This is a genomic window from Streptomyces sp. NPDC040405, from assembly GCF_055595765.1.
On record NZ_JBVIVI010000005.1, the window covers coordinates 477469 to 493969 of the forward strand.

Annotated in this window: 16 protein-coding genes; 9 read left to right on the plus strand and 7 right to left on the minus strand. The window is 70.8% G+C overall.

Going from position 1 to position 16501, the window contains the following annotated elements:
- Positions 1 to 36 precede the first annotated feature (36 nt).
- Together ACZ59A_RS23420 and ACZ59A_RS23425 are read left to right on the plus strand one after the other, a co-directional pair.
- Entirely contained in the window at positions 37 to 1365 is a 1329-nt protein-coding gene (locus ACZ59A_RS23420; RefSeq protein WP_470961310.1) for a CoA transferase, read from the plus strand.
- A 188-nt stretch (positions 1366 to 1553) separates the two neighbouring features.
- Complete coding sequence (locus ACZ59A_RS23425; protein WP_470961312.1) at positions 1554 to 2642, plus strand: PLL family lectin; 1089 nt, start codon at positions 1554 to 1556, stop codon at positions 2640 to 2642.
- Here ACZ59A_RS23425 and ACZ59A_RS23430 read toward each other — a convergent pair.
- The 3 genes from ACZ59A_RS23430 to ACZ59A_RS23440 are packed head-to-tail and all read right to left on the minus strand — an operon-like array spanning position 2639 to position 4306.
- The gene (locus ACZ59A_RS23430; RefSeq protein ID WP_470961314.1) at positions 2639 to 2860 is read right to left on the minus strand and encodes a hypothetical protein; all 222 of its coding nucleotides are present in this window, start codon (positions 2858 to 2860) and stop codon (positions 2639 to 2641) included. The genes ACZ59A_RS23425 and ACZ59A_RS23430 overlap by 4 nt on opposite strands.
- Complete coding sequence (locus tag ACZ59A_RS23435) at positions 2857 to 3804, minus strand: MerR family transcriptional regulator (RefSeq protein ID WP_470961316.1); 948 nt, start codon at positions 3802 to 3804, stop codon at positions 2857 to 2859. Before ACZ59A_RS23435 ends, ACZ59A_RS23430 begins: the two co-directional genes overlap by 4 nt.
- Before the next feature lie 43 nt (positions 3805 to 3847).
- Positions 3848 to 4306: an Lrp/AsnC family transcriptional regulator gene (locus tag ACZ59A_RS23440; RefSeq protein ID WP_470961318.1), complete on the minus strand. Its 459-nt coding sequence runs from the start codon at positions 4304 to 4306 to the stop codon at positions 3848 to 3850.
- Between the two features lie 62 nt (positions 4307 to 4368).
- Here ACZ59A_RS23440 and ACZ59A_RS23445 point away from each other — a divergent pair, with 62 nt between their 5' ends.
- Both ACZ59A_RS23445 and ACZ59A_RS23450 read left to right on the plus strand, forming a co-directional pair.
- The gene (locus tag ACZ59A_RS23445; protein WP_470961320.1) at positions 4369 to 5088 is read left to right on the plus strand and encodes an AzlC family ABC transporter permease; all 720 of its coding nucleotides are present in this window, start codon (positions 4369 to 4371) and stop codon (positions 5086 to 5088) included.
- The gene (locus ACZ59A_RS23450; RefSeq protein ID WP_470961322.1) at positions 5081 to 5416 is read left to right on the plus strand and encodes a branched-chain amino acid transporter permease; all 336 of its coding nucleotides are present in this window, start codon (positions 5081 to 5083) and stop codon (positions 5414 to 5416) included. The genes ACZ59A_RS23445 and ACZ59A_RS23450 overlap by 8 nt, the downstream gene beginning before the upstream one ends.
- Before the next feature lie 52 nt (positions 5417 to 5468).
- Here the strand turns inward: ACZ59A_RS23450 and ACZ59A_RS23455 are convergent, their stop codons facing one another.
- From ACZ59A_RS23455 to ACZ59A_RS23470, 4 genes are all read right to left on the minus strand, one after another.
- Positions 5469 to 6119, minus strand: coding sequence for an MOSC domain-containing protein (locus ACZ59A_RS23455; protein WP_470961324.1), 651 nt, complete (start codon positions 6117 to 6119; stop codon positions 5469 to 5471).
- A 43-nt stretch (positions 6120 to 6162) separates the two neighbouring features.
- The gene (locus ACZ59A_RS23460) at positions 6163 to 7365 is read right to left on the minus strand and encodes an acyltransferase family protein (RefSeq protein ID WP_470961326.1); all 1203 of its coding nucleotides are present in this window, start codon (positions 7363 to 7365) and stop codon (positions 6163 to 6165) included.
- 94 nt (positions 7366 to 7459) lie between these two features.
- The gene (locus ACZ59A_RS23465; RefSeq protein WP_470961328.1) at positions 7460 to 8881 is read right to left on the minus strand and encodes a polysialyltransferase family glycosyltransferase; all 1422 of its coding nucleotides are present in this window, start codon (positions 8879 to 8881) and stop codon (positions 7460 to 7462) included.
- On the minus strand, positions 8881 to 9858 hold the full coding sequence (locus ACZ59A_RS23470) for a glycosyltransferase family 2 protein (RefSeq protein WP_470961330.1): 978 nt from the start codon (positions 9856 to 9858) through the stop codon (positions 8881 to 8883). The genes ACZ59A_RS23465 and ACZ59A_RS23470 overlap by 1 nt, the downstream gene beginning before the upstream one ends.
- A 223-nt stretch (positions 9859 to 10081) precedes the next feature.
- Here ACZ59A_RS23470 and ACZ59A_RS23475 point away from each other — a divergent pair, with 223 nt between their 5' ends.
- The 5 genes from ACZ59A_RS23475 to ACZ59A_RS23495 all read left to right on the plus strand — a co-directional run bounded on the left by ACZ59A_RS23475 (position 10082) and on the right by ACZ59A_RS23495 (position 16465).
- Positions 10082 to 11434 carry a DUF6716 putative glycosyltransferase gene (locus ACZ59A_RS23475; RefSeq protein ID WP_470961820.1) on the plus strand — a complete coding sequence of 451 codons (1353 nt, stop codon included), beginning with the start codon at positions 10082 to 10084 and terminating at the stop codon, positions 11432 to 11434.
- A gap of 128 nt (positions 11435 to 11562) precedes the next feature.
- Positions 11563 to 12762, plus strand: a complete 1200-nt coding sequence (locus tag ACZ59A_RS23480; protein ID WP_468049284.1) for a cytidylyltransferase domain-containing protein — start codon at positions 11563 to 11565, stop codon at positions 12760 to 12762.
- Entirely contained in the window at positions 12763 to 13689 is a 927-nt protein-coding gene (locus ACZ59A_RS23485; protein ID WP_468049282.1) for an N-acetylneuraminate synthase family protein, read from the plus strand.
- A 167-nt stretch (positions 13690 to 13856) separates the two neighbouring features.
- Entirely contained in the window at positions 13857 to 15047 is a 1191-nt protein-coding gene (locus ACZ59A_RS23490) for a hypothetical protein (protein ID WP_470961332.1), read from the plus strand.
- Positions 15048 to 15241: 194 nt separating this feature from the next.
- A complete protein-coding gene (locus ACZ59A_RS23495) occupies positions 15242 to 16465 on the plus strand; it encodes an amidohydrolase (protein WP_470961823.1) in 1224 nt (407 codons plus the stop codon).
- Positions 16466 to 16501: the final 36 nt, after the last annotated feature.

The following is a 16501-nucleotide window of genomic DNA, read 5'->3' on the forward strand; positions in this document are numbered from 1 at the left end:
TGGCTGGTCCGGCTGGTCCGGCGGCACAATGACCGCATGACACCCGATGCCGCGACCGCCCACGCCTGGTCCGCCCTGGGCGGCGCTCCCGCCCTCGCCGAGCGGGTCTCGTACACCCCGGCGGGCGACGTGCTCCCCGCCCGGCTGCCGGTCCGCCAACTGGCCCGGGCCACCGTGGGCGTCTGCTCGCTGGCCGCCGCCGAACTGGCGGCGCGGCGCGGTGGCGGGGCGATCCCCGCCGTACGGGTGCACGAGGGCGCGGTCGCCACGGCGTTCATCAGTGAACGCCACCTACGGATCGACGGCCGTAAGGCCGTCAACTTCGCCCCGCTCTCCGGTTTCTGGCGCGCAGCCGACGGCTGGGTACGCACCCACGCCAACTACCCGCACCACCGCGCCCGGCTGCTGACCGCTCTGAACCTGCCGGAGCACGCCGATGCGGACACGCTCGCCGCAGAGTTGGCACAGCGCCCGGCCCGGGAGATCCAGGAGACGGCGTACGCGGCGGGCGCGCTAGCGGTGGCCGCCGTGGCGCCGGGCGAACTCCCCGTCCGTACCCTCCCGTTGACGGAGTCCCGGGACACCGACAGCGGCCGCCCGCGTCCCCTCCCACCTGCGGCGCTACCCGCCGAGGGGATCCGCGTCCTGGACCTGACCCGGGTGATCGCGGGCCCCGTGGCCACCCGCACCCTGGCCCTCCTGGGCGCGGACGTCCTGCGCGTCGACTCCCCGCACCTCCCCGAGGACCCGGACGCGCACGCCGACACCGGCTTCGGCAAGCGGTCGACGCGCCTCGACCTCGCCGACCCCCACGACCGGCGGACCTTCGACGAACTCCTCGCCCAAGCCGATGTCGTGGTCACCGCCTACCGCCCCGGCGCGCTGGACCGCTACCTCACCCACCACCCCGGTCTGATCGTCGCCCAGCTCAACGCCTGGGGCTGGACCGGGCCGTGGGCCGACCGTCGCGGCTTCGACAGCCTGGTCCAGGCCGGGACGGGCATCGCCCTGACCATGACGGGTGCCGACGGCCGTCCCGGCGCCCTCCCCGCCCAGGCCCTCGACCACGGCACCGGCTACCTTCTCGCCGCGGGCGTACTCCGCGCCCTGACCGACCGGGCGTCGACTGGCGCGGGCCGCCACCTGCGTTTCTCCCTGGCCGGAACGGCGTCCTGGCTCCTGCACGGCATCACCCCCGTACCGCCGCAGGGTGGGCCGTACGCCCCGGACCCCTGGCTGACCGAGCGCCCGTCCCCGTACGGCCACCTACGCCACGCCCTCCCCCCGATCGCCTACGACGGTGCCCCTCGCGACTGGGCCAACCCGCCTGGCCAGTGGGGCAGCGACGCCCCGGAGTGGCTCTGACGGCCTGGTCCCTCCATCCCGCCGCAAGGCTGACGCGCGGAGGAGTCACGGGGAGCGTATCGTCGTAAAAGGCCCTCTTGATTCCCGCCCTCATTCGATTGTTTTGCCGGCTCCCGTCAATTCCTCCCTTGGTTAACCCTGTCGCCATAGATACGGTCACCAATTCGCCAGAGAGGTCAGGGATTGCCATGGCTACGGTGAGTAGCGTCCGGTACGTTTCGCCCTTCTCCTGGGTCGCTCTCAATGCGCACGAAGCGCTGGAGGTTTTCGCCCGCGGTTCCGACGGCACCCTTCTGCACAACTGGCAGACGGCCCCCAGCCGCAATGAATGGTCGGGGTGGTACTCGCTCGGCGGCGAACTGGCAAGCGACCCGGTCGTGGCCACGAACCTCGATGGCCGCATGGAGGCTTTCGTCCGCGACACCGACGGTGCGATCTGGCACGCCTGGCAAACCACCCCTCTCAGCAGCTCATGGTCGAGTTGGTACTCGCTCGGCGGCTTCGGCGACAGCAGCCCGGCGGGCACCCCGACCGTTGCCAGGAACTTCGATGGCCGACTGGAGGTTTTCGTCCGTGCCGCGAACGGTTCCGTCCAGCACGTCTGGCAATCCGCCCCGAACAACGGATGGGAACCCGAGTGGAAAGCGCTCTTCGACGACCAAGTGATAGGCGAAGTGGCCGTCATGCCGGACGCCGATGGCCGACTGGAGGCATTCGCCCGCGGCTACTCGGACGAAGCCGGGGCACTCACCGTTCTGCACGCCTATCAGCGTCCCCACGTCAACGGATGGATCTTCGGCGAGCTGAACGGCGACCCGCAGGGCGACCCGACGGCCGTCTTGAACACCTCGGGCCAGCAGGAGGTCTTCGTCCTCGGTCCGGGCGGCTCCATCAAGCACATCTGGCAGACGAAACCCAGCAACGGATGGGCCCCGAGCTGGCAATCGCTCGGCGGCGACACTCCGGTGGGCGCCCCTGCCGTCGGCGTGAACACCGATGGCAGGCTGGACGTCTTCGTCCGTCAGGAAGGCGGCGGCCTGGAGCACACATGGCAGACCAACCCCGCTCCCGCCGGTCGATGGTCCCCCAATTGGGCATCGCTCTACAGCGGCGGCCCGCTCGTGATCGGCGACCCGGCGGTCGCCTCGAACGCCGACGGCCGACTGGAGGTCTTCGCCCTCTTCGGCGACGGCACGATCAGGTGCACCTGGCAGAACACCCCCGGTGACGACACCGACTGGTCCACGTGGCACTCGCTCGGTGTACCCGAAAGCTAGTTACTGCGTCCGGCCGCCTTCACTTGGCCGCGTGCCCAGCCCGCGACAACCGCACCGATGGCGACGGCGATGACGTAGACGGTGACGCGGGCCGCGAATCCGCCTGGCAGCCAGCCGAGTAGGCCGACGTTGCCGTGGTCGACGAGCTGGCGAATCGCTCCCTGACCCCCGAGGACGAGGAGAACCACACCGAGGGTTCGCAGAACGTCGTACTTCACGTCGCCGCCTCGGTGGAAGCACCGCGAAGAACGGTGGTGAACCAGGTGTAGACGGGAGCGAGTGTGGGTGATGCGGGCCATCCGTTGACCGTCGCCAGGAGCTGCCAATAGCGCTTGGCGTGTGGGTCGACGGTCATCCGCAGGCGGGCGAGGAGCCATCGGCGCAGATCGCCGTCGCCCGCACTCGCGAACGCGTGGCCGTAGAGGCCGCCCAGCGAGTCGGCGAGGGGTGCGGTGTTGATGGAGGACGGAAGGACGCCGACGGATACGGCTTCGTCGATTCGTTCACGCATCGCTCGGTTGAGGCCGTCGTGCAGGTCGCCGACGTCCTGCTGGGACGGCTCCTGCGCCTGCTCCTCGGCCATGCGCCGTACCGCGGAACGGAAGTCCGCGTTCTGGCAGAGTTCGGCGAGTTCCACCCAGGCCCCGACCTGTTCGGGCGTGGGATCGTCGGGGAGTTCGGGCAAGGCGGATCGCATCAAGGCCACGAACTCGGGGTTGCCGTCGGCGCCGCTGAAGGTGGCGTCGATGAAGTCGGCTACCAGTCGGTGGCGTTCGGCCTGGGACAGCGTGGCGAGTCGGTGCATGAGGTCCACTTCCATTGCTGTGGGGCAGCCCCTGGCGACTGCTCGCAGTACTGCGCGGCGCAGGCTGAGGGTCTGGATCTGTACGTCCAGGGCGTCGGCGTGTGCTTCCGCGACTTCCGGTATGGATGCCTCCCGGTCCAGCACCCTGCGCACGGTCGCCAGGTCGAGCCCGAGATCGCGCAGCGTGCGGGCCAGATCCAGGCGTGCGAGTGCGTCGAGGCCGTAGAGCCGGTAGCCCGCCGGGCTCCGGCCGGTCGGCGGGACGATGCCCTGGTCGGAGTAATACCGGATGGTCTTCACCGTCAGGCCGGTCCGGCGGGATAGTTCTCCGATGGAATAGAGCGTGTCGCTGTCCATGCCCCCAGCTTGATGTCTCCCCCCAGGGGAGACTCAACCAAGCTCAGTCGTCCGTCTTGATTCGCTTCATCGTCAGGTGGGAGTCGACGCGGGTGATCGCGGGGAGGCCGATCAGCTTTCCGGTCAGGAACCGCTCGTAGGCCGCCTGGTCGGCGGTCGCGATACGGATGAAGTAGTCGGGGCGCCCGAACATGCGGCGGATGTCGATGACCTCCTCGTAGGAGGCGACGATCGACTCGAACTCGTCCACCGTCTTCAGGTCGTTGACGCCGATGTCCACCGCCACCACCACCTCGAAGCCGCGGCCGACGGCTGCCGGGTCGATGCGGGCGCGGTAGCCGGTGATGACGCCCGCGTCCTCCAGGCGCTTGACGCGGCGCAGGCAGGGGGGCGGGGTGAGGCCGACGCGGCGGGCCAGCTCGACGTTGGTCAGGCGGCCGTCCTGCTTCAGGTGAAACAAAATGTCCTTGTCGAGGGCATCGAAGGGCCATTCATTGCTCATGGCGACAGTTTATAGCCATAACCGGAAACCATATTGCGTATGAAACGACCTAATATTTCTCCATGGACACTTCCACGGACACCACCGGGCCACGGACGGGGGCCTCCGACGTGGCGCTGGCGTTCAGGGACACCAGCTCGGTGGGGTTCGCGCTGTTTCCGCTGGGCATCGCCTTCGGCATCCTCGTCGTCCACGCCGGGCTCCAGTGGTGGTGGGCGACCGCCTTCACCGCGCTGGTGTACGCGGGGTCGCTGGAGTTTCTGCTCGTCGGGCTCGTGGTGGCCGTCGCGCCGCTGGCGCAGATCGCGCTGACCGCGTTCCTGGTCAACGTCCGCCACGTCTTCTACGCGCTGTCGTTCCCGCTGCACCGGGTGCGCGGGGCCGCCGGGAAGGCGTACGGGACGTTCGGGCTGACGGACGAGGCGTACGCGCTGACCACCGCCAAGCCCGCCGAGTCGCTGACCAGCGGCCGCATTCTGTGGCTGCAGGCGTTCTGCCAGGCGTACTGGGTGGCGGGCGCCACCATCGGGGCGCTGCTGGGGGCGCTGGTTCCGGCGCGGCTGGTCGGCCTGGACTTCGCGCTGACCGCGCTGTTCGTCGTGCTGGCCATCGACGCGTACCGGGCCCGGCGCGACATCCCGTCCCCGGTGCTCGCGCTGGTGTGCGCGCTGATCGCGATGGTTGTCGCGCCCGGCCAGATGCTGCTGACGGCGATGGCCCTGTTCACCGCCGGGCTGCTGGTGCGGCTCGGCCGTACGACGAAGCGAGGGGCCCGTGCCTGACACGTCCTATCTGCTGGCCGCGCTCGGCGTCTCGGTAGCCGTCACGTGGGCGCTGCGCGCCCTGCCGTTCGCCGTCCTCGCCCCGCTGCGCGGCTCCCGCACCGTGCGTTTCCTCGGCGAGCACATGCCGGTGGGGGTGATGGTGATCCTCGCCGTCTACACCCTGCACGGCGTCTCGTTCACCCACGCCCCCTACGGACTCCCGGTGGGCATCGCGGTGGTGTGCACGGTCGCCCTCCACCTGTGGCGGCACAACGCGGTGCTGAGCATCCTCGGTGGCACGGCGATCCATGTAGCCCTGGCCAGCACGGTCTTCGCCGTGTCGTAGTCGGGTGGCGGTGACGTTCCGCACGATCGGCTGACCGGGGCCATCCGATGGTCTACGCGGTCCCGCGCCTGTGGACCAGCGCCTTGATCTCCTCCGGTAGCGCGTCGGCGGCCAGCAGCCCCGGCAGCAGGGCGGGTTCCCGGGTCAGCGCGCGGAAGACCAGGGCGATGGTCACGTCGTGGCCGGGCCGGTGGGCGATCTCCACCGGGTCTCCGGCGCGCAGGGCGCCGGGGGAGATGACGCGCAGGTACGCACCCGGCAGGGCGGCCTGGGTGAAGCGTTTGATCCAGCCTTCGCGCTCCAGCCAGCCCTGGAAGGTCGCGCAGGGGATGCGGGGGCAGGAGACCTCCAGGACCAGCCCGGAGCCGATGTGCCAGCGCTCGCCGATCAGCGCGGCGTTGACGTCCAGGCCGAGGGTGGTGAGGTTCTCGCCGAACTCGCCGTTCTTCAGCGGTCTGTTCAGCTCGGCCTCCCAGCCGTCGAGGTCTTCGCGGGCGTAGGCGTAGACGGCCTGGTCGGAGCCGCCGTGGTGTTTCACGTCGTACGCCCGGTCGCCGTCGAGACCGACCGCCCCCGTGCCCTTGGGGCCGGGGGCGGTGACGGTGACCGGGCCGTCGACGGGGCGTTTGTCGATGCCCGTCGCGCCGAGCCCCTTCCACGGGTTGGGCCGGGGCTTGCCGACGTTCACGGAGAGCAGCTTCATGGGGCTGACAGTAGGGACCGCCGGGCTCCGTGGCGACGTATTTTCACCGCACCCGGGGCGCCGAGAGGGATCGTTTCAGCACGGGGGTGAGGCGCTGTTCCACGAAGTGGTAGAGCAGCCAGGCCAGGGTCAGCATCAGCAGGATGGTCAGCGGGAACGTCCCGTAGGCCGGGATGCCCAGGCTGCGGTGGAGGTACTGGACGACGACCCAGCCCAGGTGTTCGTGGACCAGGTAGAACGGGTACGTCAGCGCGCCCGCGACCGTCAGCCAGCGCCAGTTGGCCCACTGGAGCTTGCCGAGGGCGACCAGGGCGACGGCGAGGTACCCGAAGGCGACGATCGCGACGATGCCGAACGTGGAGCGGTAGGAGAAGAAGTCGGGGTTGGGGCGGTGCCAGAGTTCGGCGACCGCGTAGTGCTGCCCGATGAGGAAGCTGAGGGCGACGATGCCCCAGGCCGTGGCGTCGTGGCCGTAGCGGTGGATCAGGTAGAGGCCGATGCCGCCGATGAAGTACGGGGCGTAGTTCGGCATCAGGATCAGGTCCAGCAGAGGCTGGTTCGCCGCGTCGGTGACGGCCGCTCCCAGGGTCCAGACGGCGCAGAACAGGACCACGCGCTGACGGCTGGCGCCCGGCAGGACGACGAAGAGCGCGAAGAGGGCGTAGAAGCGCAGCTCCGCCCAGAGGGTCCAGCACACGCCCAGCACCCGGTCGGCGCCCAGCGGTTGCTGGAGCATGGTCAGGTTGAGCAGGGTGTCGCTGGGCGAGACCGTCTTGAACGCCACCCAGGGGAGCGCGAAGACGAGGCTGACCAGCAGGATCGCGGCCCAGTAGGCGGGGAAGAGCCGGGAGACGCGGGAGGCGAAGAAGGAGCGCAGCGGGCGTCCCCAGCCGCTCATGCAGATGACGAAGCCGCTGATCACGAAGAAGATCTGGACGCCCAGGCAGCCGTACGAGAAGTACGGCGAGACGGTGGGGAAGATCTGGCGCGGGGAGGCGCCCCACGCCTGGGCGATCTCGCCGTCGCGGCCGCCGTAGTGGTACGCGGCGACCATGAGCGCGGCCAGCAGCCGCAGCCCGTCCAGGGCGCGCAGCCGCACCGGCTGCCCCTTGCGGCCCGGGACCGGCTGCCCCGGACCCTGCCCCGGTTCGGGCTGGGACGGTTCCCGCTGCGACGGGAACGAGACCGGGGCCGGGGCTATCGGGCCCGCTTCGGGTGCGGGCGGCGCGCCCGCACCCGCGGTCATGACGCCACCCCCGAGGCGCCGGTGCGTATGTGGCTTGCCCCGTGGTCGGCGGTCACGCCGTGGCTCCTTCGCGTAAGACGAACAGTCAGGTGGGTCAGCTGGTCGCGGTCTTCTTCAGCGCGGCCTTCTTCAGCGCCCGCGCCCGGCGCGCGACCCGTCGCACCGTCTCGTTGCGCGGGATGAAGCCGAGCTGGGACGGGACCGCCCCGGGCAGGGCGAGCGCGGTCAGGCGGCGGCGCTTGAAGTAGCGCCAGGTGCGGGCGTCCAGATGGGCGGCGAGATAGCCTTCCGCGGCGGGCCGCAGACCGGGGTAGATCTTCGCCTGCATGCAGAAGCCGACGGCGGCGACCAGCCCGGTCAGCTTCTGGCCCGACCGCTCGTCGATCGCGCCCTTGCCGGCGGCGACCGCCTTGTGGTCCTCCAGGTCCGGCAGCAGCGTGTCCACGATGGTGACCGGGATCCGGTTGCTGTTCTGGTACGGGGTGAGCCGCTCCAGCAGCACATCGGTGCCGATCCGGGCCACCGGAAGTCCGTAGAAGACGCTCGCGGTGAGCAGCGCGGTGGAGAAGCAGCCGATGACCAGGCCCGGTTCCATCCGCTGGTAGAGCACCTCGGCGAGGACCGGGGTGTCCATGACGGTCAGCTCCGCGCCCAGTTCGGCGGCCTTCTTCTCCAGCATCCGCGACCAGCGCGCCGGGGCGGTCGGGTGCGGTTTGAAGACGACCGTGCGGTGGCCGAGCGCGACCGCGCCCCGCAGCATCCGCACATGCAGCTCTTCCTCCTCTTCCGGGGAGAGGATGTCCAGCGCGGACAGGTACTGACCGAGCAGCAGGGCGGGCCCGCTGCCGGTGGCGACCCGCTCGGTCGCGGAGGCGACGGTGCGCGGGGCGGCCTCGGCGATCTCGGCGAGCACCTTGGTGAACGTCTCGGTCGGCAGCACCTCAGCGGGCACCGCGAACTCGGTGAGCAGCAGGGGTTCGAGCCCCGGCACCAGGTCGAGGTGGATCAGGCGGCGGATGCGGGTGCCGACCAGCGGGTGGAGCTTGTTACGGGTCGGGCCGTAGCTCATCAGCCCGTCGGCGTAGACGTCGATGGGGGCGCCCTGGAACACCTGGGCGACCGCCATCGCCGGGTTGACCTGGATGGACTCCAGGACCAGCTCGACGTCGTCCTCGCCGAGGTTCCACAGCATCCGCAGATGGCGCTCCCACAGCGGGGCGTCGTCCTGGCGCGGGGACCAGCCGCCGGGGTGGAAGGGGCTGATCGTCTCGTTCCAGGACAGCACCCGGTCGAAGCGCGGCCGCAGCCGCTCGAAGCCCGGCATGTCGTCCACGGCGGGCGTGGTCTCCGGCGTCGCGGCGTTGTTGCTGACCAGCAGCAGCCTGCGGTCGGCCGGTCCGACGCTGCCCGCGTCGATCGCGGCGGCGAGGGTGGCCGCCCCGTACAGGGTGGAGGCCAGGAAGATCTGGGTGCGCTTGCGTTCGCTGCGCGGGGTGTACACCGGGGTCGCGGACATCAGGCCGCCACCTCCGTACCCGCTCCGCGGCGCTTCACTCGCCGCAGCCGCGCGGCACGCTCGTAGTCCATGGAATCCAGCGCGTCCTTCAGTACGTCCTGGGGCATGCGTTTCATCGCAGCCGCCGACATCGAACGGAGCTTGCGGGCCACTTGGGGCTCGAAGCGTTCGATGTTTCCGAGATGGTGGGAAATGATCGCGCAATAGGTGCGCACGGCCTTCGGCAGCAGGGCGTCCGCGTCGCGGTCCCGCGCCGTTTCCTCGATGACCTGGTCGAAGGCGCGGATGAAGTCGAGCTGCCGCACATCGCCGATCTGGGTGAGCGAGGAGGAGACACCGCGCCGGTAGAAGACGCCCGCCATGCCGAGGACGGCGAAGCTGCGCGCCTCGCGGTGCAGCCGCCAGATCCACGGCCGGTCCTCGGCGGTGCGCAGCCCGTGGGTGAACTGGAGAAGCCCCTCGTCGGCCAGCCGGCGGTGGTACATGCCCGCCCAGGCGAAGGCGTAGTCGACCGAGGTGGAGCGGTCGGCGGGGAGGATCACGTCCCGCGGGTTCATCACCTGGTCCCGCAGGCCGTGCGGCACCCGGTGGACCGAGCGCTTGCGGCCGGTGCACTGGACATGGTCGGTGCGGACGAAGTCGCACCCCAGGTCCTCCATGGCCGCGACCAGCTGCTCGTAATACCCGGGCGCGAGCCAGTCGTCGCCGTCGAGGAAGGTGATGTACTCACCCCTCGCCGCGTCCAGACCGGTGTTGCGCGCGGTGGCGAGCCCGCCGTTCTGTTCATGACGGATGCGGACGGCCCCCGGAAGCTCGCGTTCGGCGCGCTCCAGGATCTCCGGTGTCCCGTCGGTCCCACGGTCGTCGACGAGAATGAATTCGAAGTCCGCGCGTGCGTTCGCACGAAGACTTCTGAGCGTGTCAGGGGCATAGGTCTGCACGTTGTAGAACGGCACGATGACGGAGAGCTTAACCACGCGGGTGACGCTAGGCCGCCGGGCGGCATTCGTCTTGACCGTAGGTGTACGTGAAGGTGAACGAAGAACGTCGGAACGGTTAACCGGCCGCTCCGGCCAGCCGATTCGCCATTCGTAGACATGCTGTTAACCCTTTGTTGCTCCTGCGTTGGGCCGTGAATCGAAATCCCTTCCTAGCGTCTCCGACGTGCCCTCACGTATCAAATCCCCCGTGCGAGTAGCCGTGCTCGCCGACTCCGACACCCGGTGGAAATGGGGCGCGCTCACCGCGCAGCGCCTCGTCCCCGACAGCTCGGATTCCTCGGACACGGGTTCAGTGGATTCAGCAGGTTCAGGCCGACGCCTGGACGGCTATCTGCTGCGCGGCCGCGCCACACCGACGGTCCGGCAGCTCGCCGAGGTCGGCGTGCGCACGGACTCGCTGCGCGAGGTGACGGGCATCGAGTTCGTACGGTCCATGGACCGCGAGAAGTACGACGTGATCGTGCTGTCCCTGGTGGGCGGCGGCGTTCAGGCCATGCTGCACGGTCTCGCGCACGCCTGGCAGGGCGCCACCCACCGCCCGGTGATCGTCACCGGCTATGTGGGCGTCGTCTACGAGAAGCTCGCCGACGGCCTGCTGCTGCGGCACGGCGCCGATGTGGTGCTCGCCAACTCGCGCCATGACGCGGACCGGTTCCGCGAGGTGTACACGGGTGTCGGCACCGCCGGGGACAGCGTCACCGAATGCGCGCTCCCCTTCCTCGGCGGCGCACGCTACGACGAGAAGGCCCGGCAGGAGCGGAAGTACCCCGGCGGCACGGTGGTGTTCGCCGTCCAGCCGTCCGTCCCGGACAACCGCGCCGACCGTACGTACCTGCTGCGCCGGGCCGTCGACCACGCCCGCCGCCACCCGGACCGCGAGGTCGTGGTCAAGCTGCGCTCCAAGCCGGGCGAGCACACCACGCACATCGAGGAACTGCCGTACCAGAAGCTGATCGCCAAGTTCGGCGACGGACTGCCGCCCAACTTCCGCCTCGCGTACGGCAACATGGGCGAGGTCCTGGACACCACGGACCTGCTGGTCACCATCAGCTCCACGGCCGCGCTGGAGTCCCTGCACCGCTCCATCCCGACCGCGGTCCTCACCGACCTCGGGATCCGCGAGCCGCTGGGCAACCACCACTTCCTGGGCTCCGGATGTCTGGCCTCGTGGGACGAGCTGGACGCCGGATACCGGCCCGAGCCGGACCCGGAGTGGCTCGCCCGCCAGGGCGTGGCCGCCGACGGGTCGTATGAGACCGCGTTCGACACCGCCCGGCACAAGGTCTCCGGCCTGGTCGCCGCCGAAACCCTCCCGGCGCTCGCCCCCTACTACACCCCGGCCACCGCGCCCGGCTATCTGCCCCGGATCCTTCAGCGGTACGGCTTCGAGCCGGACGGACGGCCCCGCCCGGGCGCGTCTTCCGCGGACGAGGCCGAGGTCAGCGGATTGCGGCGGGCCGTGCGCAACACCATGCGGGACGCGGCGCGCGGTGCCTACCGGCATGGCGTGCAGCGTGTGGCCCCGGTCATCCGGCGGATGGGGGAGCTGTGAGCGACGCACGCGCGGCCGCCGGGCCGCAGACGGCGGCGATGCCCGCACCTCTGCGCCGCGCGGGCGGAGAAGCGAACGAAGGCGTCGGTGTGAGCAGCGCCAATACCGAATCCCCTGAAGGAGCCGCCATGCCCGCATCGAGCCCCTGTGTGCTCGCCGTGATCCCCGCCCGCGGCGGGTCGAAGGGCGTGCCCGCCAAGAACCTCGCCGCCGTCGGAGGTGTCCCGCTGGTCGCCCGCGCCGTCATGGAGTGCCGGGCCTCCCGGCTGGTGACCGACGTGGCCGTCTCCACCGACGACGCGGGCATCGCGGCCGCGGCGCGCGGCGCGGGCGCCGTGGTCATCCAGCGGCCGACCGACATCGCGGGCGACACCGCCACCAGCGAGGCCGCGGTCATCCACGCCATGGACGCGTACGAGGCGGCGCACGGCACCACCGTGGACGTCGTGCTCCTGGTGCAGTGCACCAGCCCGTTCATCGTCCGCGAGGACATCGACGGGGTGGCGGGCGCGGTCGCCGAGCAGGGCGCGGACAGCGCGCTGACCGTGGCCCCGTTCCACGGCTTCGTCTGGCGCGAGGGCGACGAACCGGCCACCGATGGCGGCGACGGCGTCAACCACGACAAGTCGTACCGCCCGCGCCGCCAGGACCGCCCCCAGGACTTCCTGGAGACCGGCGCCGCCTACGCCATGGACGCGCGCGGCTTCCGCGAGGCCGGGCACCGCTTCTTCGGCCGCACCGAGCTGGTGCGCACCGACGCCGCCCGGGTGCTGGAGGTCGACGACCCGCACGACCTGGCCCGCGCCCGCGCCCTCGCCCCGCTGCTGGACGCGGAGCGCCCGGGCGCCCTCCCCACCCGCGACGACATCGACGCGGTGGTACTCGACTTCGACGGCACCCAGACCGACGACAGGGTGCTGATCGATTCCGAAGGACGCGAACTCGTCTCCGTGCACCGCGGTGACGGGCTCGGGATCGCCGCACTGCGCCGCTCGGAGCTGGCGCTGCTGATCCTGTCCACGGAAAAGAACCCGGTCGTCGCCGCACGGGCCCGGAAGCTCCAGGTCCCCGTGCTCCACGGCATCGACCGTAAAGATCTCGCACTGAAGCAGTGGTGCGAGGAGCAGGGCATCGCGCCGGAGCGCGTGCTCTACGTCGGCAACGACGTCAACGACCTCCCGTGCTTCGGCCTTGTCGGCTGGCCCGTGGCGGTCGCAGGTGCGCACGACGTCGTGCGCGGCGCTGCACGTGCGGTCACCTCCACCCCTGGAGGAGACGGCGCGATCCGCGAGATCGCCTCGTGGATTCTCGGAAAGGAACTGTCTTAAGTGAGCTCCAACTCTCGCCTCCGCACCCTCGGCGCGAAGACCGCCGGCCCCGGCAACCCGGTCTACGTCACCGGTGAGATCGGCATCAACCACAACGGCGACCTGGAGAACGCGTTCAAGCTGATCGACGCTGCCGCCGACGCCGGCTGTGACGCGGTCAAGTTCCAGAAGCGAACCCCGGAGATCTGCACCCCGCGTGACCAGTGGGACATCGAGCGGGACACCCCCTGGGGCCGGATGACCTACATCGACTACCGCCACCGCGTGGAGTTCGGCGAGGCCGAGTACACCGCCATCTCCGAGCACTGCAAGAAGCGCGGCATCGACTGGTTCGCCTCCCCGTGGGACACCGAGGCCGTCGCCTTCCTGGAGAAGTTCGACGTCCCGGCCCACAAGGTGGCCTCGGCCTCGCTGACCGACGACGAGCTGCTGCGCGCCCTGCGGGCGACCGGCCGCACGATCATCCTGTCGACGGGCATGTCCACCCCGAAGCAGATCCGCCACGCGGTGGAGGTGCTCGGCAGCGACAACATCCTGCTGTGCCACGCCACCTCCACGTACCCGGCCAAGGCCGAGGAGCTGAACCTGCGCGTGATCAACACGCTGCAGGCCGAGTACCCCAACGTGCCGATCGGCTACTCCGGCCACGAGACCGGTCTGCAGACCACGCTGGCCGCCGTCGCGCTCGGTGCCGCGTTCGTCGAGCGCCACATCACCCTGGACCGCGCCATGTGGGGTTCGGACCAGGCCGCCTCCGTCGAGCCGCAGGGTCTCGCCCGCCTGGTGCGTGACATCCGCGTGGTCGAGGAGTCCCTCGGCGACGGCGTGAAGAAGGTCTACGAGAGCGAGCTGGGCCCGATGAAGAAGCTGCGCCGGGTCGCCGGTGTGGTCGCCGAGGCCGACGACCGCGAGCCCGTCGCGGTCTGAGGCTCATCTCCGTGATGCCACTGGCCGGATCGACCGGCCTACGCCCGGAAGCGGCGGGATCCCTCGACTTCTCGGGGGACACCCGCCGCTTCCGGGCCCTGCCCTTGGACGGTGTGATGTCTTCGGACGGTGCGATGTCTGTGGACGGTGCAACTGTGGACGGTGCGATGTCTGTGGACGGGGCGCAGCCAGGGAACGGCGCGAAGACCGCCACCACCCTCGCCTTCGTCGAGAGCCCGGTCCAGCTCCTCAACGTGCTGGAGTGGGCGTACACGGACGCGATGCGCGCCCCGGGTCCGGACCCGGCCGCGCCCCCGGGCCCGCCGGGGCCCGGCGACGAGCCGTCCCCGCTGCCGTCGGTCGGCCGGGCGGCCGACCTCACGGTCGTCGTGCTCTCCCCGCACGACCCGATGTCCCGCGGCCAGCTGCGGCGGATGGCCGAGCTGGCGCGCGACGAGGGCATCACGGTGCGCTGGGAGGACGCGCGGGGCGGGGCGGGTGCCCCGCTGAAGACCATCGGCGGGCTGCGCGGACCGCTGCGGCGGGCCGCCCGGATCGTCATCGGGGACCCGTTCTCCCGCTACGTCCAGCTGCTGCTGACCCTCACCCGGGCCAAGGACCTGGTCGTGGTGGACGACGGCACGGCCACCATGGAGTTCATCTCCCAGCTGGCCAACGGGGAGCGCCTGGTGCGCTGGCACCGCCGCGGCAGCAGCCGCGGGGCGCGCGACATGGTGTTCGCGCCGTTCTCCGCCACCGCGCGCCGCAAGCTCACCCCGGGCCAGAAGCGCCGGGTCGAGGTGTTCAGCTCGATGCCGGTCGAACCGCCCCCCGGGGTCACCGTCACCGCCAACGACTTCGCCTGGACCCGGGCCCGCTTCGGCCCGCCCCGGCTCACCCGCGGCACCGACCTGGTCGGCACCTCCCTGGTGGAGACCGGCGTGGTCGATCTGGAGCGCTATCTGGAGGCGGTCGCCGGGCTGGCCGAGGCCCACGGCGCGACCCGCTACTTCGCCCACCGCCGGGAGAGCGCCGAGAAGCTCAGCCGGGTGTCGCACGAGGTGGGGCTGGAGATCGTACGGCCGGACCTGCCGCTGGAGCTGATAGCGCGCCGCGGCCCCATCGGGCACACCATCGTGAGCTTCCCGTCCACGGTGGTGCACACCCTGCCGCTCGCGCTCGCGGGCACCGAGGTGAAGGTCGCCGTGTACGACGTCGACCCCGCCTGGCTGACCAGCGACGCGTCCCCGCGGGCCCAGGGCTTCCTGTCGGGCGTCACCGGCACCGCGCGGGACGTCCAGCGGCCCGGCTCCGTGCCGCCCACGGCCGCCCCGGACACCCCGCTGGCCATGTCGTAACGCCAGGGGGTACCCCATGTGGCGCTTCTCACGAAAGGATCACGCGCTCGCCGAGAAGCAGGCTGTTATACCCCCTGACTAGGGAGATCATGCATCTGCCGGGGTACTTTCCCGCCCCGAACGGGTTGAAGTTTTGTTGATCGACATTCGCTCCACCCCAAGGTCGTTCTACGCTTCATTGGGTGAAGCAATTGATGTCCCTCGATGAGACCGATGCCACACCGTCCGCCGACGCGGCTCTGCCCGGCGCGCTCCCCGATGCGCTGCGCGCCGAACTGATCGCCTTCCGGCGGGACTTGCACATGCACCCCGAGCTGGGCAACTGCGAGTTCCGTACCACCGCCGCCCTCAAGGCGCGGCTGGAGAAGGCGGGCCTTGAGCCCCGCGTCCTGCCCAGCGGCACCGGCCTCATCTGTGACATCGGCCCGTGGGACGGGGTGACCCCGGCGCTGGCCCTGCGCGGCGACATCGACGCGCTGCCCATCCCGGACACCAAGACCGTCCCGTACCGCTCGACCGTGCCCGACCGCGCGCACTCCTGCGGCCACGACGTCCACACCACCGTCGTCCTCGGCGCCGGTCTGGTCCTCGCCGAGCTGGCCCGCGAGGGGCGGCTGCGGCGCCCGGTGCGGCTGCTGTTCCAGCCCGCCGAGGAGGTCCTGCCGGGCGGTGCCGCCGACGCGATCGAGGGCGGCGCCCTGGACGGCGTCGGCCGGATCCTCGCCCTGCACTGCGACCCCAAGGTCGAGGTCGGCCGGATCGGGCTGCGCACCGGCCCCATCACGTCGGCCTGCGACCGGCTGGAGATCTCCCTCGACGGCCCCGGCGGCCACACCGCCCGCCCCCACCTCACCACCGACCTGGTGACCGCGACCGCCAAGGTGATCACCGAGGTGCCCGCGCTGCTGGCCCGCCGGGTCGACGCCCGCTCCGGCCTCGCCGTCACCTGGGGCCGGGTCGAGTCCGGCCACGCCTGCAACGTCATCCCGCAGCACGCCGAGCTGTCCGCCACGGTCCGCTGCCTGGACCTGCCCGCCTGGCGCGCTGCCCCCGACCTGGTGCACGCCGCGATCGACGAGGTCGCCACCCTGCACCGCGCCAAGTCGGAGATCAACTACATCCGCGGGGTCCCGCCGGTGGTCAACGAGGAGACCTCCACCGAGCTGCTGCGCGACGCCATGGTGGCCCGCCGCGGCTCGTACGCGGTCGAGGACACCGAACAGAGCCTCGGCGGCGAGGACTTCTCCTGGTACCTGGAGAAGGTGCCCGGCGCGATGGCCCGGCTCGGCGTGCGCAGGGTCGGCGACACCACCCGACGCGATCTGCACGCGGGCGACTTCGACGTCGACGAGGGCGCGATCGAGGTGGGCGTCGAGCTGTTCACCGCCGCGGCTTTGCTCGATCGAAACGTTCTGTAGATCCAGCTGTCACAAGAGGTTCGCGACGATCCGATA

Excerpts from the sequence above, each read along its gene's own strand:
- ACZ59A_RS23420 (WP_470961310.1), top strand. The coding sequence starts at position 37 with ATGACACCCGATGCCGCGACCGCCCACGCCTGGTCCGCCCTGGGCGGC.
- ACZ59A_RS23425 (WP_470961312.1), top strand. The coding sequence starts at position 1,554 with ATGGCTACGGTGAGTAGCGTCCGGTACGTTTCGCCCTTCTCCTGGGTC.
- ACZ59A_RS23435 (WP_470961316.1), bottom strand. The coding sequence starts at position 3,804 with ATGGACAGCGACACGCTCTATTCCATCGGAGAACTATCCCGCCGGACC.
- ACZ59A_RS23440 (WP_470961318.1), bottom strand. The coding sequence starts at position 4,306 with ATGAGCAATGAATGGCCCTTCGATGCCCTCGACAAGGACATTTTGTTT.
- ACZ59A_RS23445 (WP_470961320.1), top strand. The coding sequence starts at position 4,369 with ATGGACACTTCCACGGACACCACCGGGCCACGGACGGGGGCCTCCGAC.
- ACZ59A_RS23455 (WP_470961324.1), bottom strand. The coding sequence starts at position 6,119 with ATGAAGCTGCTCTCCGTGAACGTCGGCAAGCCCCGGCCCAACCCGTGG.
- ACZ59A_RS23460 (WP_470961326.1), bottom strand. The coding sequence starts at position 7,365 with ATGACCGCGGGTGCGGGCGCGCCGCCCGCACCCGAAGCGGGCCCGATA.
- ACZ59A_RS23465 (WP_470961328.1), bottom strand. The coding sequence starts at position 8,881 with ATGTCCGCGACCCCGGTGTACACCCCGCGCAGCGAACGCAAGCGCACC.
- ACZ59A_RS23480 (WP_468049284.1), top strand. The coding sequence starts at position 11,563 with ATGCCCGCATCGAGCCCCTGTGTGCTCGCCGTGATCCCCGCCCGCGGC.
- ACZ59A_RS23490 (WP_470961332.1), top strand. The coding sequence starts at position 13,857 with ATGTCTGTGGACGGGGCGCAGCCAGGGAACGGCGCGAAGACCGCCACC.
- ACZ59A_RS23495 (WP_470961823.1), top strand. The coding sequence starts at position 15,242 with ATGTCCCTCGATGAGACCGATGCCACACCGTCCGCCGACGCGGCTCTG.